15 protein-coding genes are annotated in these 20,291 nt (G+C 73.1%); 3 read left to right on the top strand and 12 right to left on the bottom strand.

Features of this window, described 5'->3' with window-relative positions; translation table 11 throughout:
- Positions 1-105: 105 nt before the first annotated feature.
- Entirely contained in the window at positions 106-1,578 is a 1,473-nt protein-coding gene (locus ACWF9Z_RS26850) for an FAD-dependent monooxygenase (RefSeq protein ID WP_453605967.1), read from the bottom strand.
- Between the two features lie 172 nt (positions 1,579-1,750).
- Entirely contained in the window at positions 1,751-3,241 is a 1,491-nt protein-coding gene (locus ACWF9Z_RS26845; protein ID WP_453605965.1) for an MFS transporter, read from the bottom strand.
- 129 nt (positions 3,242-3,370) lie between these two features.
- Between ACWF9Z_RS26845 and ACWF9Z_RS26840 the strand changes: the two genes are divergently transcribed.
- Entirely contained in the window at positions 3,371-3,994 is a 624-nt protein-coding gene (locus tag ACWF9Z_RS26840; RefSeq protein WP_453605963.1) for a TetR/AcrR family transcriptional regulator, read from the top strand.
- On the opposite strand, the gene ACWF9Z_RS26835 is transcribed toward ACWF9Z_RS26840, so the two are convergent.
- The 10 genes from ACWF9Z_RS26835 to ACWF9Z_RS26790 all read right to left on the bottom strand — a co-directional run bounded on the left by ACWF9Z_RS26835 (position 3,984) and on the right by ACWF9Z_RS26790 (position 18,375).
- Positions 3,984-5,474 (bottom strand): FAD-dependent monooxygenase, encoded by a 1,491-nt coding sequence (locus ACWF9Z_RS26835; RefSeq protein ID WP_453605961.1) that lies wholly within the window; start codon positions 5,472-5,474, stop codon positions 3,984-3,986. The genes ACWF9Z_RS26840 and ACWF9Z_RS26835 overlap by 11 nt on opposite strands.
- Before the next feature lie 68 nt (positions 5,475-5,542).
- On the bottom strand, positions 5,543-6,634 hold the full coding sequence (locus ACWF9Z_RS26830) for an alpha/beta hydrolase (protein WP_453605959.1): 1,092 nt from the start codon (positions 6,632-6,634) through the stop codon (positions 5,543-5,545).
- Positions 6,631-7,398 carry a 2-oxo acid dehydrogenase subunit E2 gene (locus ACWF9Z_RS26825; RefSeq protein WP_453605957.1) on the bottom strand — a complete coding sequence of 256 codons (768 nt, stop codon included), beginning with the start codon at positions 7,396-7,398 and terminating at the stop codon, positions 6,631-6,633. Before ACWF9Z_RS26825 ends, ACWF9Z_RS26830 begins: the two co-directional genes overlap by 4 nt.
- Positions 7,399-7,587: 189 nt before the next feature.
- Positions 7,588-8,613 (bottom strand): LLM class flavin-dependent oxidoreductase, encoded by a 1,026-nt coding sequence (locus tag ACWF9Z_RS26820; RefSeq protein ID WP_453605956.1) that lies wholly within the window; start codon positions 8,611-8,613, stop codon positions 7,588-7,590.
- A gap of 12 nt (positions 8,614-8,625) precedes the next feature.
- A complete protein-coding gene (locus ACWF9Z_RS26815; protein ID WP_453605955.1) occupies positions 8,626-10,518 on the bottom strand; it encodes a dipeptide ABC transporter ATP-binding protein in 1,893 nt (630 codons plus the stop codon).
- A complete protein-coding gene (locus tag ACWF9Z_RS26810; protein ID WP_453605953.1) occupies positions 10,505-11,380 on the bottom strand; it encodes an ABC transporter permease in 876 nt (291 codons plus the stop codon). Before ACWF9Z_RS26810 ends, ACWF9Z_RS26815 begins: the two co-directional genes overlap by 14 nt.
- Entirely contained in the window at positions 11,377-12,603 is a 1,227-nt protein-coding gene (locus ACWF9Z_RS26805; RefSeq protein ID WP_453605951.1) for an amidohydrolase family protein, read from the bottom strand. The genes ACWF9Z_RS26810 and ACWF9Z_RS26805 overlap by 4 nt, the downstream gene beginning before the upstream one ends.
- Positions 12,600-13,535: an ABC transporter permease gene (locus tag ACWF9Z_RS26800; protein WP_453605949.1), complete on the bottom strand. Its 936-nt coding sequence runs from the start codon at positions 13,533-13,535 to the stop codon at positions 12,600-12,602. The genes ACWF9Z_RS26805 and ACWF9Z_RS26800 overlap by 4 nt, the downstream gene beginning before the upstream one ends.
- On the bottom strand, positions 13,532-15,232 hold the full coding sequence (locus ACWF9Z_RS26795) for an ABC transporter substrate-binding protein (protein WP_453605947.1): 1,701 nt from the start codon (positions 15,230-15,232) through the stop codon (positions 13,532-13,534). Before ACWF9Z_RS26795 ends, ACWF9Z_RS26800 begins: the two co-directional genes overlap by 4 nt.
- 257 nt (positions 15,233-15,489) lie before the next feature.
- A complete protein-coding gene (locus ACWF9Z_RS26790; RefSeq protein ID WP_453605945.1) occupies positions 15,490-18,375 on the bottom strand; it encodes an ATP-binding protein in 2,886 nt (961 codons plus the stop codon).
- Between the two features lie 491 nt (positions 18,376-18,866).
- Between ACWF9Z_RS26790 and ACWF9Z_RS26785 the strand changes: the two genes are divergently transcribed.
- A complete protein-coding gene (locus ACWF9Z_RS26785) occupies positions 18,867-19,013 on the top strand; it encodes a DUF6059 family protein (RefSeq protein WP_453605944.1) in 147 nt (48 codons plus the stop codon).
- Between the two features lie 37 nt (positions 19,014-19,050).
- On the top strand, positions 19,051-20,193 hold the full coding sequence (locus ACWF9Z_RS26780) for an NAD(P)/FAD-dependent oxidoreductase (protein WP_453605942.1): 1,143 nt from the start codon (positions 19,051-19,053) through the stop codon (positions 20,191-20,193).
- The last annotated feature ends 98 nt before the right edge of the window (positions 20,194-20,291 follow it).

Raw genomic sequence — 20,291 nt, 5'->3', positions numbered from 1 at the left:
TCGTGCTCCTCTGCCCGCGCGCTGCGCCGCTCCTCCTCCCCTTCCCGTCGGCCCCCGGCCCCGGGGGGGGGGGGGCGCGCCCGCCCCCCCCCCCCCCCCCGCCCCTCAGGCGCTCGCGCCGAACCAGAGGGCCAGGGCGCGGCGCAGGCCCTCCGGTTCGCCCTCGGGGGCGGCCACCCAGGCGACGTGGCCGTCGGGGCGGATCAGCAGGGCCGGGACGTCGAGCCCCTCGGCCGCGTCGGCGGTGACCACGTCGACCCGGGCCGACCAGCCGACGGCCGCCGACAGGTCCGCGGAGCCGCCCGAGAGGTCCAGCAGGACCCCGCGGCCGGTGCGCAGCGGCTCGGCGAGGGAGGCATGGCAGGCGCCAGTCAGCGCGGCGTTGGGGACGGGTCGGCCGAGCAGCGGGTGCGGGGCGCGCTCGTCGCCGTCCGGGTGGGGCATCTGGTACCCGGTGGCGGTCGGCAGCCCCAGCAGGTACTCGTTGACCGCGGTGATCCCGGTGATCTCCTCGAACATCGTCCGCAGCGGGGCGGCGCGGTGCAGCGGGTGCATCAGCGCCATCTGGGCGCGGGCGTGGCGGGCGACCTGTTCGCCGACCGGGCGGCGCTCGCCTTCGTAGCTGTCGAGCAGCCCGGCGGGCGCCCAGCCGTTGATCTCGGCGGCGAGCTTCCAGCCGAGGTTGACGGCGTCGTGGACACCGGTGTTCAGCCCCTGGGTGCCGGAGATGAAGAGCACGTGGGCGGCGTCGCCGGCCAGCAGCACCCGTCCGTCGCGATAGCGGTCGGCGAGCCGGGTGCGGCCGCCGAAGCGGGCGAGGAAGTCGGTGCGACGGATGTCGGGGGCCTTGCCGGTGACGCGCTCCACGGCCTCGCGCAGCTCCTCCTCGGTGACGGGGATGTCGTCGCCGGGCGGCTCGACGCCGAACTCGATGGTCATCAGGCGCAGCACGCCGGGCCGTAGCGGCAGGGCGCCGAAGACGCCCTCGTCGGTCAGGCCGCCGCTGAAGGCCTCGTGGGAGTCGGAGGCCAGCTCGACGTCGCCCAAGACGCCCCGGTAGGTCTTGCCGTCGCCGGAGAAGCCGATACCGGCGAGCTCCCGTACGGTGCTCAACGGGCCGTCGGCGCCGACCAGGTAGGAGCCGGTGAGTTCCTGCTCGCCCTGCGCGGTCCGGACCCGCACGCGCACGCCGTCGGCGTCCTGGGTGAACCCGACGACCTCGTGGCCGACGCGGATGTCGACGCCGAGCTCGCGGGCGTGCTCCTCCAACAGCTGCTCGGTGCGCCACTGGGGGTGGGCGAAGGTGTGCTCGCGCGGATCGACCGCGTCGATGTCGAGCCAGATGAAGGCGAACGGGGTGCGGGGCCAGGGGAAGATGGATCCGGGGTCGATCCGGTCGCGGATGCCGCGCTGTTCGAGAATCTCCAGGGAGCGTCCGTGGAGGGCCATGCCGGCGGAGGCCTCGATGCGTTCGGTGCGCTTCTCCAGGACGACCGACTCGACGCCGGCGAGCGCCAATTCAGCGGCGAGCAGCAGGCCGGTGGGCCCGCCTCCCGCGATCAGGACCGGCTGGCTCATGCTGGTTTCCTCGATTCGACACAGGTTTCTACCGTCGTCGACGATCCTGCTCGCGAGAGCTTAACGACCCCTTAAGCAGCGACCGCCGCAACCGGAGAGGGCCGAGCCCTCCCCCCGGGGAAGGGGAAGGCTCGGCCGGCTTCGGTTGCGGCGGTGCGAGTCTGGCGGTTCGTCAGTTCTTGGTTGCCGCAGGCTGCGGGGCGGGCTTGGCCGTCTTGATGGCCAGCAGGGTGACGAGGGCGGCGGCCGCGCTGAACGCGGTGCCGACGGCGAGGGCGCTGGAGATGCCCTCGGAGAGGATGTGGTCCGCCTTCGCCAGGGCGTCGGCGCCGGCCTCCTCGGAGGCGTTCCGGCTGGCGCTGCCGAAGACGGTGATCAGGATGGCGATGCCCAGCGAACCGCCGATCTGCTGCATCGACTGGAGCAGGCCCGCGGCGGCACCCGAGTCCTGCGGCGGGACGCCGGCCAGGATGGTGACGTTCAGCGGGACGAAGCTCAGGCCGGCGCCGACCCCGAAGAGCAGCAGCGGGCCGAACAGGCCGGCCGCGTAGCTGGTGGTCTCGTCGACCTGGAAGCTCCAGATGATGCCGGCGGTGATCAGCAGGTTGCCGAGCAGCATGATCGGCTTGGGGCCGAACTTCGGCAGCAGCTTCGGTACGAAGCGGGCGGTGACGAAGAGGCCGAGGGCCAGGGGCAGGAAGGCGAAGCCGGTCTGGAGCGGGCTGAAGTCGAGGACGTCCTGGAGGAACAGGGTCAGGAAGTAGAACATCCCGAACATGGCGCCGGAGAGCAGCAGCATGTTGCCGTAACCCGCGGTCCGGTTGCGGACGTTGAGCAGCTTCAGCGGCAGCAGCGACTGGTCGGTGCGCATTTCGATGACGACGAAGGCGCCCAGCAGGACCGCGGCGGCGGCGAAGCAGGCGAGCGCGGTGCCGTCGCTCCAGCCGTCGGAGGAGACCCGGATGAAGGCGTAGACCAGGGAGACCAGGCCGCCGGTGGCGGTGACGGCGCCGGGCAGGTCGAAGCGGCCGGGGTTGCGCGGGGGCTCCTTGATGAAGCGCGGGGCGAGCGCCACGATCGCCACGCCGACCGGGATGTTCACGAAGAACACCCAGCGCCAGGACACCCAGTCGGTCAGCACGCCGCCGAGGATGAGGCCGATGGCCGCACCCGCACCGGAGACGGTGGAGTAGATGCTGATGGCCTTGGTGCGCGCCGCGTCCTGGAAGTTGGTGACGATCAGCGCCAGCGTGCTGGGGGCGGCGATGGCGGCGCCGACGCCCTGGAGGGCGCGGGCGACGATCAGCACGGTGTCGTCGTCGGCGAGGCCGGCGGCCAGCGAGGCGACGGTGAAGACCGCGATGCCGGAGATGAAGACCCGCCGCCGGCCCAGGATGTCACCGGCGCGGCCGCCGAGCAGCAGCAGACCGCCGAAGGCGAGGGTGTAGGCGTTGATGACCCAGGCCAGGTTGGTGTTCGAGAAGCCGAGGCTCTTCTGCAGCGAGGGCAGGGCCACGTTCACGATCGTCGCGTCGACGATGACCATGAGCTGGCAGGCCAGGATGACGAGGAGGGCGATGGTTCCGGTGCGCTTGGCTTCGCCGGCGCCGGCAGCGGGTGACGTTCCGGGGGCGGTCGCTGGGGAGGTCGACGAAGTCGACATGGGTGTCTCCACGGAGTGATGATGTCGGGGGACATCGATGGACCAGATAAGGAACAATGATGTTCACTATAGGGGTGTCGGGTGTGCTCCGCAACGGAGTCCGGCCAACCCTTGATTCAGGAGGACGCGATGAGTGCAGTGACCGGCAGCAGTTCCGAACTACCCGAAGCCGTAAGGGAGTCCGGGAATGTCGAGACCCGGCGCCGAGGCGCCGTACTGGAGAAGGCGATCTTCGACGCGGTCTTCGAGGAGCTGCGGCACGTCGGCTACGGCAAGCTGTCGATGGACGGTGTCGCCAACCGCGCCCGCACCGGCAAGGCGGGCCTCTACCGGCGCTGGTCGAGCAAGGAGACGCTCGTCCTGGACGCGCTGCGCAACGTGCTGCCGATCCCCGGCGAACTGCCGGCCGAGGGCAACGTCCGGGACGACGTCCTGATGCTGCTGCGCTGCATGCAGACCGCCCTCAACTCCGCGCACGGCGCGGTGCTGCCGGCGGCAGCGGCCGACATCGACGGCGGCTGCGCCCGCACGGTGCGCGACTGCGTCATCCAGCCGTGCCGGGAGATGCTGTCGCAGGCGCTTGAGCGCGGCGTCGGCCAGGGGGACGTCAGGGCCGAGGCGGTCACCGAGATGGCCGTCGGCATCGGCCCCTCGATGCTGATCGGACGGGTCGTCACGGAAGGCGCGCCGATCCCCGACGAGTACGTCGTCTCCCTGGTCGACGATGTGCTGATGCCGCTGATCAGGTACTGACCGCCGGCTGCGGGCGCCCCTCGCCGAACCAGAGCTCCAGCGCTCCGCGCAGGCCCGGGCCGTCCGTGCCCTCCGGGTCAACGAACGCCGCGTACCCGTCGGGACGCACCAGCAGCACCCCGGTCGGAAGGCCCTCGGCGGGCCGGGCGTCGACCACGTCGACCCGGCCGGCCCACGGCGCGGCGGCCTCGGCCGCCAGGCCCCGGCCGGAGGTGTCCAGGACGACGCCGCGCGCGGTGTGCAGCGTCCGCGCGACGTTCGACGGACCGTCCGGGGTCTCCAGGCCGATGTGCGGCACCCGGCGCCCGACCAGTGGGTGCGCCTGCGCCTGTCCGTCCCCGCCGTCCGGCGCCGGGTAACGGATGCCGAGGGCGGTCAGCGCGTCCACGAGGTAGTCGCGGACCTCCTCGAACCGGAGCAGGTCGTTGAAGAGGTCCCTCAGTGGCTGCACCTCGTCCAGGGGGTGCAACAGCGCTTCCTGGGCCCGGGTGTTGAGGGTCAGTCGGGCGCCGACCAGGTGCCGCTCCACGTGGTAGGTGTCCAGCAGACCGGGCGGGGCCCAGCCCTGTACGGCCGCCGCGAGCTTCCAGCCGAGGTTCACCGCGTCCTGCACCCCGGTGTTCAACCCCTGCCCGCCGAAGGGGAGATGGATGTGCGCGGCGTCCCCGGCCAGGAACACCCGGCCCGCCCGGTAGCGCTCCGCGAGGCGGGTCGCGCTGCCGAAGCGGGAGAGCTGGTGGCGCTCCCCGAAGGTCAAGTCGATGCCCATCACCCGCTTCACCGCCGCGGCGAACTCATCAGTGGTGAGCGGCAGATCGCGGTCCGGCGGGACGACGTCGAACTCCATCGTGGTGACCCGGTGCACGCCCGGTTCCATCGGGATCTGCGCGAACAGCCCGCCCTGGGTGAGCTGCGGCAGGTGGACGGGCCGCTCGGGGTCGATCAGCTCGACGTCCCCGGTGATCCCGTTGACGGTGGACGAGGTGCCGGGGAACGGGATGCCGGCGAGCTTGCGCACGGTGCTGGATCCCCCGTCGGCGCCCACCAGGTAGGCGCACCGCACTCGGTACTCCTCCGACGCGGAGCGCACCTCCACGGTGACCCCGCCCTCGTCCTGGACCAGGCCGACCACCTCGTGCACCCGCCGCACGTCGGCGCCGAGCTTGCGCGCGTGCTCCTCCAGCCGCAGCTCGACGTCCCGCTGCGGAACGCGCTTGGCGACCAGCTCCGGGGCGATGATGTCCTTCAGCTCCAGCAGGCCGAAGTTGTAGGTGCGGGCCTGGCCGTAGTCGTCGAACCAGTCCAGACCGCGCTGGCGGAAGGTCTCCAGCGACCGGGCCTGCAAGGTCTGGGCCCGCGACCACCGCGGTGCCTCGGCGAGCTTGTCGAGGACGACGACCTCCACCCCGGCCAGGCGCAGCTCACAGGCCAGCATCAGACCGGTGGGGCCCCCACCGGCGATGACGACGGTACGACTCATGGTTGAACTCCTCTGGATTTCTGACGGATCGTGGGGGCGGGCGCCGACCGGCCCGGGGCCTGCCGGCCTCAGCGCGGCGGGCCGAGGATCCGCCGGCGGGCGCCCAGCAGGAACAGCAGGACGTCGAGGAGCGCGTGCGGCACCCCGTAGCCCCCGCGCATCCGCAGCACCGAGCGCACGTTCCACAGCCGCGTCTCGCCCACGTACCGGGGCGAGGCGTGCACGTCGTCGTAGGTGTGCAGGTGCACCGAGCGCAGGTTGGCGCGCAGCCGTTCGGCGTCCCCGGCCGGGATGATCTCGTCGCGCAGGCTCACCGTGCTCGCCACCGGGATGTCCAGCGCGGCGAGCTCCTCGTCCTTCAGCGCCCAGCCGGCCAGCTCGGTGCCCAGGTCCTCGGCCGGTACCCCGGTCAGGTGGGCGAGCGTGTCGACGGTCACCCGGGGCAGCGCGCGCTGCCAGTCGGCGTCCGTGAAGAAATCGCGCACCGGAGCGCCGGCCAGCACCAGGCCGCGCAGCCGCGGGTCGGTCCCCGCGGCGCGCAGCGCCAGGTGACCGCTGAAGCTCAGTGCCACCGCGTACGTCTCCTCGACCCGGGCGCGGCCGGCGAGGGCGTCCAGCAACGCGGGCAGGATCCGCCAGCTCTCGGAGTCGTAGCGCACGGTGTTCTCGCCGGCCCCGGGCATCTCGGTGACCACCATCGCCATGCCCAGCCGGTCGGCCAGGGCCAGCAGCGGGGCCCACTGCTCCTTGATGCTGACGATGCCGCCGCTCACCAGCAGCAGCGGCCTCGGCTCGGTGGACGACAGGCCGGCGGCCCAGCAGCCGACCCGGCCGCCGGGCAGCTCCACGTCGACCCGCTCGATGCCGCGCTGGGTGCGCCGCCAGCGCTCGAACAGCTCGACGCAGCGGTCCAGGGCGCGCTGACGGGCCGGCCCGTCGACGTAGGGGAACCGTGCCATCGCGTGACTGCGGATCGCCTCGGGCAGCTTGCCCAGGCGCTCCCACTCGTCGCCGTCGCGGGACCACTCGTGGACCCACGAGCCCGCACCGTCCTCGTCGGTGGTGATCCGCTCGAGCACCCGCTCGTAGCGCTCGGTGGGGATGTTCTGAGCCTTGGCGTGCACCACGACGAACTGCTTGAGTTCGGTGACGTCGTTCACCTGGCGCCTCCGGATCCGGCCTTGAAGGACTCCAGGCCCTCCTTGATTTCGGTGAGGATGTCGGCCGCCTCGGCGCCGTCGATGATCCGGTGGTCGAAGGCGAGGCTCAGCCGCATGGTGGGCGCGATCGCCAGGGCGCCGCCACGCACCACCGGGCGGTCGGTGATCCGGCCCACGCCCAGGGTGACCGGGGTGCCGCCCACCGAGTGAAAGCCGTCCACGGCGCGGTGGCCGAGGGAGGTCACCGAGAAGGTGCCCATCCGCAGGGCACGGCTGTTCAGCGGGCGCACCACCCGTCGGAAGGCGGTCTGCGCGATCGGGCGGGGCAACCGGTGCAGCAGCGGCAGACCGGAGTACTGGGGCAACTGCTCGGGGTCGGAGTCCCGGTAGTGCTCCAGCTTGTCCTGGATTTCGTCGAGACCCGCCCGGTCGAGGTCCGGCAGCACGGCCGAGAGCACCACCCGCTGCCCGCCCCACGTCTTGTCCAGGGCGATCTTGCCGTGCGCCCCGGCGCTCGGCGCGACCTTCGGCAGCACGCCGCCGCGCACCGCGACATTCGCCTGCGGATGGCGCACCAGCACCCGGGCGGCGGTGTGCAGCACGTAGCCGATCACGGAGTGGCGTCGCCCGGTCTCGGCCGCGCGGAGGTCGAGGACATGGCCCATGTCCACCTCGGTGTCGAGGAACACGGGGGAGAAGGGGCGGATCTCCTCCAGGAAGTACAGCGTGTGCCGCCGCTGCCGCGGGACGTGGGTGCCCGTCACCTCGGCACCGCCGTTCTCCCGATGACGTTCACTGTCCGTTCCTTTCCCGAGCGTCGTGGCCTGGCTGAGGGGAGAGCGGCGATGACACGAGGGCATCGAATGCCACCGTTCGCTCCCGTGCTCAGATTCGGCCGCGCCGCTAAAGCCGGGCTTAGCATCCGCTGCTGCGCACGACCGGGATCGGCCTGGTCAGCCCACGCGCGAGAGGGAACGGGGCTCCGCCCCCGTGATGCCGAAGGCCTCGGCGAGGATCTCGTGCGAGCGCACCCGGGCGGCGTGGTCGTGGATGAGGCTGAACGCCATGAGCTCGTCGGCGCCGGTGCGGGCCATGAAGTCCTCGGTCCTGCGGCGCACGGCCTCCGGGCCGCCGACCAGGTGGCGGGCCAGCCGGGACTCGAGGAACGCGCGCTCGGCCGGCGTGTACGGGTACTCGGCGGCCACCTCCGGGCTCTGGTAGGGACCGAGGTAGCCCTTGCGCATCGTGATCGCGGCCAGCCCGAGGGTGCCCCACAGCCACTCGGCCTCGGCGTCGGTGTCCGCGGCCACCAGCATGGCGGTGACGATCGCGTAAGGGCGCTCCAGGAAGGCCGAGGGCTGGAACTGTTCGCGGTACAGCTCCAGTGAGGGGATACACGCGTCCCCGTTGAGGTGGTTCGCGAAGGCGTACGGCAGGCCCAGGGCGGCGGCGAGCTGCGCGCTGGAAGGGCTGCTGCCGAGGATCCACACCGGCGGGTGGTTGGCGGAGGAGGCGGGCACCGCGGTGACCGGGTTCGCGCCGCTCTCGTCGCTGAAGTAGCCGATCAGGTCGGAGAGCTGATGGGCGAACGGCGCGCCGACCGGGCGCTCCAGGGCATGCGCGGTGAGCGGGTCGACGGGCGCCCGGCCGATGCCGAGGTCGATCCGGCCCGGGTGCAGGGCCTCCAGGACCCCGAACTGCTCGGCCACCACCAGGGAGGAGTGGTTGGGCAGCATGACACCGCCGGCCCCGACCCGGATCGACGAGGTGGCGGACGCGATCTGACCCACCAGCACGGCGGGGGCGGAGCTCGCCTCACCGGTGGAGTTGTGGTGCTCGGCCACCCAGTAGCGGTGGTACCCGAGCCGGTCGGCGTGCTTCGCGAGGTCGAGGCTGTTGCGGAGGGCATCCACGGGCGTCGAGCCGCTCGGCACCGGGGTGACGTCGAGGACGGACAGTTCGAAGGTGGAATCAGGCACGGGAGGATCCGTTCATCGGGTGGGAAGGGACAGGGGCGGCCGAGGGCCGTCGGGTGAGGCGGAGGTCCTGCTGAGGGGGTCCGGCGGAGCGTTCCAGGCGTCCTGCGCCCTGGGCAGGGCGGTGAGCAGGGATCGGGTGTACGCGTGCGAGGGCCGGTGGAAGACCTCGTCGATCGGGCCGCTCTCCACCACCTCGCCGTCCCGCATCACCAGCACCCGGTCACTGAGGTGGTTGACCACCCCGAGGTCGTGCGAGATGAAGAGCAGCGACAGTCCCAGGCGCTCCTTGAGGTCTCCGAAGAGGTCCAGGATCTGGGCCTGGACCGACACGTCCAGCGCCGACACCGGCTCGTCGCAGACCAGGACCTTCGGCTGGGGGGCCAGGGCCCTGGCGATCGCCACCCGCTGACGCTGACCGCCGGACAGTTCCAGCGGGCGGCGGTCGAGCAGGGCGGGGGCAAGCCCGACCAGGTCCAGCAGTTCGGCGGCGTGTCCGCGGCGGCCCGCCGGCGGCAGGGCCTCCCCGACGATGTGCCGCACCGTCCAGCGTGGGTCGAAGGAGCCCAGCGGATCCTGCTGGACGAGCTGGATCCAGCGCCGCCCTTCCCGGCGCGCCGCCTCGCGGCGGGCGGACCACGGCTCGCCGAGGAGCAGGACCTCGCCGGCGTCGGGGGCCAGCAGGCCCATGGCGATGCGCGCGACCGTGGTCTTGCCCGAGCCGGACTCGCCGACCACGCCGAGGGTTTCGCCCTCGTGCAGGACGAACGAGACGCCCCGGACGGCGGTGTGCCGGCCACGGCCCGTCGTACGGAAGGCCTTGGCGAGCCCGGACACCTCCAGGACGGGCGTGGCGCCCGCCTCGACGGGGGCCCGGTGGACGGCCGGGGACGGCTTCCAGGGGGCGTCGACGCGCAGGCAGCGGGCGGTGTGCCCGGGGCCGACGTCAACCGGCGCGGGCCGCTCTGCGCGGCACGCGTCGGAGGCCACAGGGCAGAGCGGGGCGTAGTGGCAGCCCTCCAGTGCGCCGTGGGCATCGGGCCCGGCGACGGCCTCCCGGGCCCCGGCGGTCGGCTCCGGCGGCCCGGAGAGCCGGTGGCCCCGGGTGTCGCCGGTGGGCACGGCCGCGAGCAGCCTGCGGGTGTACGGGTGCGCGGGCGAGCGCAGGACCTCGCCGGTGGGGCCCTCCTCGACGACCCGCCCGGCGTGGACCACTGCCACCCGGTCCGCCAGCCGGGCCACCACCGCGAGGTCGTGGCTGATCAGCAGCACCGCGGTACCGGCCCGCTTCCGGGCGGCCAGCAGGTCCAGGACGCGGGCCTGGACGGTGATGTCCAGCGCGGTGGTCGGCTCGTCGGCGATCAGCACCTCCGGTTCGGCCGCCAGCGCCGAAGCGATCAGCGCCCGCTGGCGCTGGCCGCCGGACAACTGGTGGGAGTACTGGCGGGCCCGCCTCGGCGCCTCGGGCAGTCCGACGTCCTCCAGCAGGGCGACCGCGCTGCCCCAGAGCTTGCGGCGCGGCCCCGGCCGGTGGTTGCGCAGCGCTTCGGCGACCTCGTGGCCGACCCGCCGCAGCGGGTCGAGCGAGACCAGCGCGTCCTGGAGGACCAGGCCGACGCGCCCGCCCCGGATGCCCTGCCACTCGCCTTCGGACAGCGACCTCAGGTCGGTGCCGGCCAGCTCCAGCCGCTCCGCGGTGACGGTGGCGTTCGGCCCGGCCAGGCCGAGCAGGGAGCGGGCGGTGACGCTCTTGCCCGAGCCGGACTCCCCGACGATCGCCAGGCACTCGCCCGCGGCGAGAGTGAAGCCGATGTCGTGGACTGCCGTGACCGGCCCCTGCGGCGTCGGGAAGGCGACCCGGAGCCCCTCGACGGTGATCAGCGGGACGGGGGTGTCAGTCTCGGGCACCGGGGGTCCGCCCTTCGAAGCGTCGGCGCAGGTCCCGGCCGACGACGTTGATGGTGAGTACCGTGACGGTGATGGCCACACCCGGCAGGACCGCCGGTGCCCAGGCCATGTCCAAGAGGTCCCGGCTCTGCGCGAGCATCGCGCCCCACTCGGGGGTCGGCGGCTTCGGCCCGAGGCCGAGGAAGCTCAGGGAGGAGCCCGCGATGATCGCGCTGCCGACGCCGACGGTGGCGAACACCAGCAGCGGCGGGACGGCATTGGGCAGCAGGTGGCGCAGGTAGATCCAGCCGCGGCGCCGGCCCAGGACGGTGGCCGCCTGCACGTAGCCGGAGTCGCGGATGATCAGGGCCTGGCCGCGGGCGAGCCGGATGAAGCCGGGGGTCAGCGAGCAGCCGATCGCCAGAACGGCGTTCCCGGTGCCGGGGCCGAGCATGGCCACCACCAGCAGGGCCAGCAGCAGGCCGGGGAAGGCCAGCAGGATGTCGGTCACCCGCATGACGACGTCGTCCAGGACCCGGCTGCCGGTGGCGGCCAGCACGCCCAGCAGGGTGCCCGCGACGACCGCGATGCCGGTGGCCCCCAGGCCGATGGAGAGCGAGGAGCGGGCCCCGTGGACGATCCGGCTGTAGAGGTCTTGGCCGAGCTGGTCGGTGCCGAGCAGGTGCTTGCCGCTCGGACCCTGCAGGGCCTCCAGCGGGTTGACCGCGTCCGGGAGCTGATGGGCGAGCAGGCCGGGCCAGAGCGCGGCCACGGCCAGCAGTGCCAGGACGGCCCAGGCGAGGGCCACCATGCCGGGCCGGTGGCGCAGGGCGGCGCGGGTGCGGGCCCGTCCGGCCGGCCGGGTCGCGGAGAGCGCGCTCATCGCAAGCCTCCGAACTCCGCGCGGGGCCGGTGCGCCCGGCCCCGCGCGAGGACGACCAGGGAGCGGCGCAGTGCGGCGAGCTCCGTTCGGGGGTCACCGTCGACCACCAGGAGGTCGGCCTCCAGGCCGGTCCGCAGGCGTCCGGTGCGGTGGCCGATGCCCAGGGCGTCGGCGGCGGCCGAGGTGGCGGCCGTCAGGATGGCGCTGTTGGTCAGCCCGGCGCGGGCGAGCCACTCGAGACCGTCGACGTACTGGCCGAAGCCCGAGCCGGGGATCCCCGCGTCGGTGCCGGCCAGGATCCGGACGCCCTGCTGGTGCTGGTGGAGGACCAGGTCAAGCCAGGGGCGGACGCCTTTCTCGCCGATGCGCTCGACGGACTCGGAGAGCGCCGCGCTGAAGGTCGGACAGACCGACACCCTGTCGGCCGCGATCTGCTTGATCAGCTCGCTGGCGGCCGCGTCGGGTCCGCGGTCTGCCCCCGGCGGTGGGATGAAAGTGCAGTGCTCCAGGGTGTCGACACCGGCGGCGAGGGCGATCCTGACCCCGTCGGTGCCGTGCACGTGGGCGGCGACCGTGCGCCCGAACCGGTGCGCCTCCTCGACGGCCACCCGGACCTCCTCCTCGGTGAACTGCGCCACCCACGGCGCGGGCCCGTCCGGGGTGAGGCCGCCGCCCGTCGCCATCACCTTGATGACGTCCGCACCGTTCTGCACGTTGCGCCGGACCACCGCCCGGATCTCCTCCGGCCCGTCGGCCTGCCCGCCGAGGAACCAACAGTGCCCGCCGGTGACGGTGACGGGCGAGCAGGCGGCCAGGATGCGAGGCCCGGACAGCTCGCCGCGGGCGATCGCGTCGCGCAGGGTGACCGAGTGGCCGTCGCGGTCGCCGAGGTCGCGCACCGTGGTCACCCCGGCGTCCAGCAGCTCATGGGCGCGCCCGGCCATGGCCAGCAGCAGGTTCCGGTCGTCGGCGGCGTCCAGCCGGGCCACCGCGTCGCCAGTGCCGCTGAGCGCCAGGTGGACGTGGCAGTCGATCAGCCCGGGCAGGATCGTCGCTCCGGGGAAGTCGTGCACCGGCGTCTGCGGCGATGCCTGCCGGTGCACCTCCGTGTACGTCCCGACGAGCTCGATCCTGCCGTCGGCCACCAGTACCGCGCCGTCGACTATGGCCTGGTCCTCCGGGTCGGGCAGCACCAGATCCGCGTGGAGGATGCGAGCGGTCACGGGTGCGCCTCTTTCAGTCGGGGGTCGACTACTTGGTACAGCCAGTCCACGATGACGTTGATCAGTACGAAGGCCAGGGCCGAGACGACGACCACCCCGGTCACCACGGGAAGGTCCCGGCCGGTGATGGCCGAGGCCATCACCCGGCCGAGCCCCTGCCGGGTGAACACGGTCTCGATCACCACCGCGCCGCTGAGCAGCGTGCCGACGGCCCATCCGGAGAGCGTCACCAGCGGGATCAGCGCGTGCCGCAGCGCGTGCCGGGTCAGGACCGCCGACCGGTCGGTGCCCCGGGCCAGCGCGCTGAGCGCGAACGGCTCGCGGAGCACGTTCTCCATGCCCTCGCGCAGCACCTGGGTGAACGGCCCGACCATGCCGACTGCCAGCGTGACCGCGGGCAGCACCAGGCCGTCCAGTCCCTCGCCGCCTGTCGCCGGGAACACCTGCCACCGGAAGGAGAAGATCGTCAGCAGCAGGATCCCGATCCAGAAGCTCGGGCTGGAGCTGAGCACCAGCTCGACGGTGGAGGAGAGGAACCGCAGCCGCGGGCGCCGCCCCGCCGTCGACAGGGCCAGCACCAGAGCCACGCCCAGAGCGAGCACGAAGCCGGTCAGCGCCAGCTGCACCGTCGGCCACAGCTGATCCAGGATCACGTCCGATACATCGGCGTTGAGCTGGAAGGAGTGGCCGAGATCTCCGCGCACCAGGTGGCCGAGGAAGTCGCCGTACCGGACGGCCAGCGGGTCGTCCAGGCTCAGATCGGCCCGGACCTGGGCGACGGCCTCCGGCGTGGCGGCCGTACCCCCCAGGACGATCTGGACCGGGTCGCCGGGCGCCAGCTGAAGGGCGCCGAACGAGACGGTGGCGGCGCCCAGCAGTACCAGGACGGACAGCGCCAGCCGGCGCGCCAGCCACCCGAGAGTGCCTGTCACGCGCCCTTGCCCTTCGACACGTCGTAGAAGAGCGGGTAGCCGGTGGGCTCGAAGCTCAGGCCGCGCACGTTCTTCGCCGCTCCGAGCAGGTAGGTGGGGGTGTACACCGGCATGACCAGGGCTCGCTCGACCAGGTACTTCTGGACCTGGACGTATTCGGCGTCGCGGGCTTCCCCGTTGGGGGCCGCGGCGGCGTGGCGCAGCCACTCGTCGAGCTGCGGGTCGCTCACATTGAGGACGTTCATGCCGCCCTTGGCCGGCCCCTGGCCGGACTCGAAAAGGGTGCGCAGGATGTCGGGCTCGGCCCGGACGGTGCTCGCGTCCCAGATGTCGGCGTCGGCGGCCATCACGCGCTTGGTGTAGCTGCCGGTGTCCAGGCCCTCCCGCTTGATCTCGATGCCGGCCTTCTTCGCGTCGGCGACGACGCCCTGGCCGAGGGTGTCACGCTGCTCGCGCAGCAGCTGTGCGCCGAACGGCCAGGTGAGGGTCAGCCGCTTTCCGTCCTTCACCCGGTAGCCGTCCGCGTCCTTCGCGCTCCACCCGGCCTCGTTCAGCAGCCGGTCGGCCAGCTCCGGGTCGTAGGTCCAGCTCTTCTCGAGGTTCTTGGCGTAGCCGGGGGTGGTCGGGCTGAGGGGGCTCCAGGCGCGGTCGTACTGGGTGAAGTAGACGCTGGAGACGAGCTGGTCCAGGTTCACCGAGCGCTGCAGGGCGGTGCGCACCTGCTGGTCGGCGAGTGGCCCGCGGTTGTTGTTCAGGTGCAGGGCGTACACGCCGCCGGGAGCCTCGGCCTTCAGGAACTGGAGCTTGCTGTCGGACTTCAGGCCCGCGACGCGGGAGGGCGAGAGCCCGCCGACGGCATCGATCTGATGACTGGTCAGCGAGCCGATGCGGACGGAGTCCTCCTGGATGAACTGGATGCTGATGCCGTCCAGGTAGGCCGCGCCGGTGTGCTTCGCGGACGAGGGCCCCCACGCGTAGTCGGGGTTCTTGGTGAGGTCGATCCGCTGCTTCTTCGTCCAGCCCGCGAAGCTGAACGGGCCCGAGCCGACCGGGTTGGCGCACACCTCGGTGTTGTCGCGTTTGAGCGAGGCGGGGGACTGGATGCCCAGGTAGGCGGTGCTGAGCGCCTGGAGGATCGGCGTGTACGGGCGGGAGAGGCGCACCCGCACGGTCGAGGCGTCGATGACGTCCGCCCCCACGAACGGGCCGAGCAGGCCGACCGCATACTGCGACTTGGTCTTCGGGTCCACCGCGTGGTCGAGCGTCGCCTTGACGGCGGCGGCGTCCAGTGCCGTGCCGTCGTGGAAGGTGACCCCGGACCTGAGGTGAAAGGTGTACGCCGTGCGGTCCTCGGAGGGTTCCCAACGCTCGGCCAGCCAGGGTTTGATGGTCCCGTCCGGGGCCAGCTCGACCAGGGAGTCGAAGATGTTGCGGTCGATCAGGGCGGCTACGTCCAGCGGGCTCACCTGGGGGTCGATGCAGGCCGGCTCGGTCTCGACGGCGAACTTGAGGGTGCCGCCCGCGACGGCGGGGCCGGAGTCCGCGGTCGGCTCCGAGCTGCAGGCCACCGCGGCGGGGCCGAACAGCAGCACGGTCGCGGAAAACAGTGCCGCGGACCGCAGTCCGCTGCGCGGGCGGCGGCCGGCGGCCCGCGCAGCCGCGGGGGTGGACGCGGCCGGATCGTTCGGGGTCTGCAAGGTTCCGTCTCCTCGTGCGCATGGCCGGTTCGTGAGAGCGGCGCGGCAGAGTCGTCCCGACGGTGCCGGCCGGCCGTGGTCGAACTCTGGCCGTCGTTTCTAAATCGGCCCTTAACGAACGACTTGACGAACGGGCGGGGAGGGGCCGAGGGGACCGGCCGGAGGGGGTGGGAGCGCAGACGCCGGGCTCCGGGAAGGAGAACGGACGCCGGGGCCGGGCACGACGACGTCGTCACCCGGCCCTCGACGCCGACGGGTCAGCTCCTCTCCGCCATCAGGCGGACCAGCGCACTGCGCGAGGTGATGTTGAGCTTGCGGTAGATCCGGTTCAGATGGACGTCGACCGTCCGGGGGCTCAGGTGCAGCCGCTCCGCGACCTCACGGCTGCGCAGACCGGCACCAGCGATCGTCGCGACCTCGCGCTCCCGGTCGGTCAGCACCGACAGCGGCACCCGGTCCCGGCCGGCCGGACGCGTCGGTGCGCCGCCCTCCCGGTGGGGCGGCGACGTGACCCGTAGCCGCGGCACGGTGAACGCCTCCGGGCTGACCGCGCGACCGGTGATCGCCTCGGCCCTCGCCCGCAGCCGCTCGACCCGCCCGGGCGCGTCCGACCCCACCAGGCAGGCGGCGGCGTTCGCCAGGGCCCAGCCCTGGGCCCAAAGGGCCTCGGTCGACTCCAGCAGGCGGGCAGCCTCCTCGTAGAGGGCGGCGGCCCGCCCGGACGCTCCGTTCTGCCGGGCCCGGTGGGCCTCGGCGGTGAGCGCGAACGCCCGGTGGTGCGCCGGCCCCGAGGTGGCCGAGGCGGTGGCCTGCATGGCCCAGGCGGAGGCCGACTGTCCGCGGAACGCCGAGGCGCTGGCGAGCAGTTCGTGGGCGCGGGGCCGCACCGGCGGCGGCAGCTGCGGCAGGGCCGGGTCCGTCGCCACCGGGCTGAGCAATTCCAGGCAGAGCTGGTGGTCACCGGCGAGCTGGGCCGCTTCGGCCAGCCAGAGGCGGGCCAGTGTGCTCCAGTGGCCGCTCTGGCAGACGAGCCGGGCGGCCGGGCCACCGCGCTCGTCCGTCAGAGCGGTCAGTATGCCGCTGACAGAGGCCACCGTATGGGCCAGGCCGCCCTGCAGGCCCGACTCGGCGACGGCGGCCGCGGCGGCGGCCGCGGTGTCGCGCGCATCGTCGAGCCTGGCCAGCCCGATCCGGCTGAAGGTCAGGCCGAGGAGGAAGACGGGCCGCAGGTAGCTCTGGCCGCCGGCCCTCAGCGCGGCCTCGCCGCGTGCCAGGTGCCGCTCGGCGGAGGCCGGGCGCCCGACGAGCAGTTCGCTCCAGCCGACGGCTGCCAGGTGCTCGGGGTGGCCCACGGCGCCGGCGCTCAGGCGGTCGACGGCCTCGCCGGCGAGGTCGGTCGCGGCGGCGGCCCGCGACGCGTCGCCGGTCAGCGCCGCGTGCAGGGCGTCCATGGTGTACGCGCCGGCCACGTTCGCCGGGTCGGCCGTCCGAGGGGCCAGGCGCAGCGCCTCGTCGACCTCCGCGCGGCCCGGCGGCCGGCCGGCCAGCAGGTCGATGAACCCCTGGAGCAGCAGGACGGCGACGTGCTCGCCGCCGTCGCCGGCGGACGCGTGGAGCGGGTCGGTGGTCGTTCCCGCGGCGAGAAGGGACCGGGCCTCGACGTAGTGGCCGAGGGCCGCCCTGATCCGGGCGCCCAGCCCGACGGCGGCGCTGCGGACGCCGGCCGGGGCGGCGCGCTCCACGTCGAGCAGTTGGAGGAGGATCTCGTCGCTCTCGCCCAGCGCGCCCGCCGAGGCCAGCGCGGTGGCCAGGGTCAGCAGGACCTGGCCGCGCTCGGGGCCGGTCGGCAGGCCCCGCAGGGCGAGCCGCAGCCAGTGGATGGCGGCCGCCGGCTCGGCGGCCAGTACCTGCTGCGCCGCGCGGTGGAGGAGCGCGGCTTCTTCCGGCAGCGGCTGGGTGGCGAAGCGTTCGATGTCCCTGGCCACCTTGTGGTCCGGGGCGCCCAGAGCGGCCCGCGCGGTGGCGGCCCGGCGGTGGGCTTTGCTCCGTGAGCAGGGGGCGAGGTCCTCGTACACCGCGCGTTGGAGCAGGGGGTGACGGAAGACCAAGTCAGGTGAGTCCTCCGCGGTGCGCAGCAGGTCCCTGGCGTTCAGCGCGTCGAGGGCCTCGCAGATCCGCTGGTCGTGAAGGCCCGTGACCTGCGAGACCACCCGGATGTCGACCGGGCTGCCGACGACCGCGCAGGCCTGGAGGACGAGCAGTTCGGTGGGGGTGAGGGAGCCGGTCTCGCCGAGCAGCCGGGTGGCGAGTTCTCCGGGTACGGACGTCATGGGGAAGGCACCGTCGGGCCCGGACCCCGCGGTGAGGCCCTCCTGGGCCGCGGCCCGGGCGAGCGCGTTGAGGTAGAGCGGGACCCCGTCGCTCTCCCGGTGCAGCCGGTGCAGCAGCGGGGCGTCCGGCTCCAGTCCGATCAGGGCGGCGGACTCCCGCGCGGTCAGCGGCGTGAGCTCGATCCGCTGGACGGTGCGGTGCTCCACCCCCTGGGCGAGCGTGCCGCGCAGCCGGGGAGCGGCCTGCCGGGGGCGCTGGGCGACCACGAGGTACAGCGGGATGGTGATCCGCTGGCGCAGGAGGTAGTCGATGATCTCCAGGGAGTCGAGGTCGGCCCAGTGCACGTCGTCGATGACCAGCAGCAGGCCGTCCTGGGACCAGTCCCGCAGCAGGGCGTTCATGGCCCGCAGGAACTCGCAGCGCTGGTCGGTCCTGGGGGCGGCGGCGATGTCCGGGCCGTTGAACGGCCCGTAGGCGAGGAGGCGGACCAGGGCCGCGGGGTCGACCGTCGAGGGCGGCCCGGACCGGTCGCCCAGGGGATTGGCGAGGGCGTCAGCGATGACCTGGTACGGGCTGGCGGACTGGTACTCGGCCGCGCAGCCCCTGAGTACTCTGATGCCTCTGCGCTGGGCCTCTTCGGCGAGCGCGGACAGCAGCCAGGTCTTCCCGGAGCCGGGGTCGCCTCGGAGCTCTGCGGCGGTGCCCGAGCCGGTGTCGAGCGCGTCGAGGCCGGCGAGGAGTGCCTGGAAGGCGCGGGAGTGGACTTCGGACGACCGCCGCGCGTAGGCAGCGGAGCCTAATGTTGCCGACACGGCTTCCGATCTCCTCTGTTATGGCGGACATGCCCGGAAATTGAGACGCGTGCCAGGATGGCCGAAATACGATGGCCCGTATCTTAGTTCGCCCAGCATGCCTGGAGCGGTTCTCGAGCGAGAGTTACACGAAGTTCATGGTTCCGGTCATTGCGCGGTGTCTTGACTGTCGCTGAAGTGGTCTCTGTGGCCTGCTTATTTCCTCGATGAACCGGGTGAGTGCGGCAGGTTCGCACGGATTTCATTGCTTCGCGCTGCGTACCCGGCCTCTCCACATCGCGGGACGTCGCCCGCCGGGGAGCCGGGATCCGGGCCGCTCGGTCGGTCGCCTAATACGAGCTTAAGAACGATGCGCCATCGTGTCGTGGACGGCGGAGGGAAGCACCGAAGGCGGAGGAAAAGTGCTGCGCAGGAAATTCTGGACGGGCATCGGGCGAAGAATCAAGCGAGTAATACCGGGCTGGGTCGATCTCGGAGTCTGCTGGGGGGCCATGGGCCTCGGAGTGGTGGTATTCCCCCCTTCAGAGGACTATGCGGAGTCGGCCCCCGGGGGCCCGCCACCGGGTCATCCGGAACGACTGGACCCCTCCGTCCCCCTGGACGACGAGGAGCGTGCGCTGTGGTCGCAGCTGGTCTGACGCCGGAGGCCGGGCGCACCGTGGCGGAGGTCGCGCCATGAGGCGGATCGTCGTCGTCGGCGGGTCGATCGCCGCGCTCACCGCTGCCGAGAGCTTGCGGGCCGAGGGCTTCGACGGTTCGCTCGTCCTCCTGTCGGAGGAGGCCCACCGGCCCTACTCCCGGGTGCCGCTGTCCAAGGGGCTGCGCTCGGGCGACGCGCTGCGGGACGCGGTGCTGCTGCCGGAGCCCGGCGACGGCATCGACCTGCGCACCGCGAGCCGGGCGTGCTCCCTCGACACGTCACGCCGGGTCGTGACCCTCGCCGACGGCGAGGGGGTCCCGTACGACGGCCTGGTCATCGCCACCGGCGCCCGCGCCCGCCGGCTCGGCGCCGAACGGGAACTGGTCGTTCGCACGCTGGACGACATCGAGGCGCTGACCTCGCGGCTGGCCGGGGCGCGCAGCGTCGCCGTGGTGGGCGCCGGATTTCTCGGCATGGAGCTCGCCTCGACCTGCCGCGGCCTCGGCCTCGACGTCACCGTGATCGACCGCGAGCCGCCGCTCACCCGACTGCTGGGCGACTGGCTCGCCGGCTTCATGGTCGCTGCGGCGCGCGACCAGGGGGTGGCCTTCCGGCCCGCCCCCGAGGGCGCCGTCCCGGTCGGCCCGAACGCCGTGCGCCTCGGTCGGGAGACCGTGGAGGCCGACGTGATCGTCACGGCGATCGGCGAACTCCCCAACACCGAATGGCTCGCCGGGTCCGGCCTGCCCCTGGACGGCGGTGTGGTGGCCGACGAGCGCTGCCTGGTGGCCCCCGGGATCGTGACCGCGGGCGACGTCGTGGCCCGCCGCACCCCCGACGGCCGCACCCGCAGGACCCCGCACTGGACCAACGCGGTGGAACAGGGCCGGGCCGCCGCAGCCACCCTGCTGCACGGCGGCGCGGCGCGGCCCTACCGGCCCGACCCGTACTTCTGGACGGAGCAGTTCGGCCTGGACGTCAAGATCAGCGGCAGGCTCGCCCCGGCCGGGGCACCCGAGGTGCTCGCCGGCTCGCTCGAGGAGCGCGGTGCCCTGCTGCGCTGGCGGCACGCCGACGGGGCGACGGCGGTCACCGTGAACCACCGCATGCCGATCCCCCGACTTCGGCTGCTCGGCGCCCAGGCGCCGGCGGAGGAGGCCGCCGACAGGCCGGCCTGAGACGTTCGGGCGAGGCGGGCCTGTCGGCCCGGCCGGCCGGGGCGCGGCAGGGGGTCTCGGTCGTCAGCTCGTCGCGGGAGTGGCCGTGCGGAAGGTTA

This window comes from Streptomyces sp. NPDC054961 (assembly GCF_053609145.1).
Note: the sequence above shows the minus strand (reverse complement) of the source record. Positions and strands in the feature narration are given on the sequence as shown.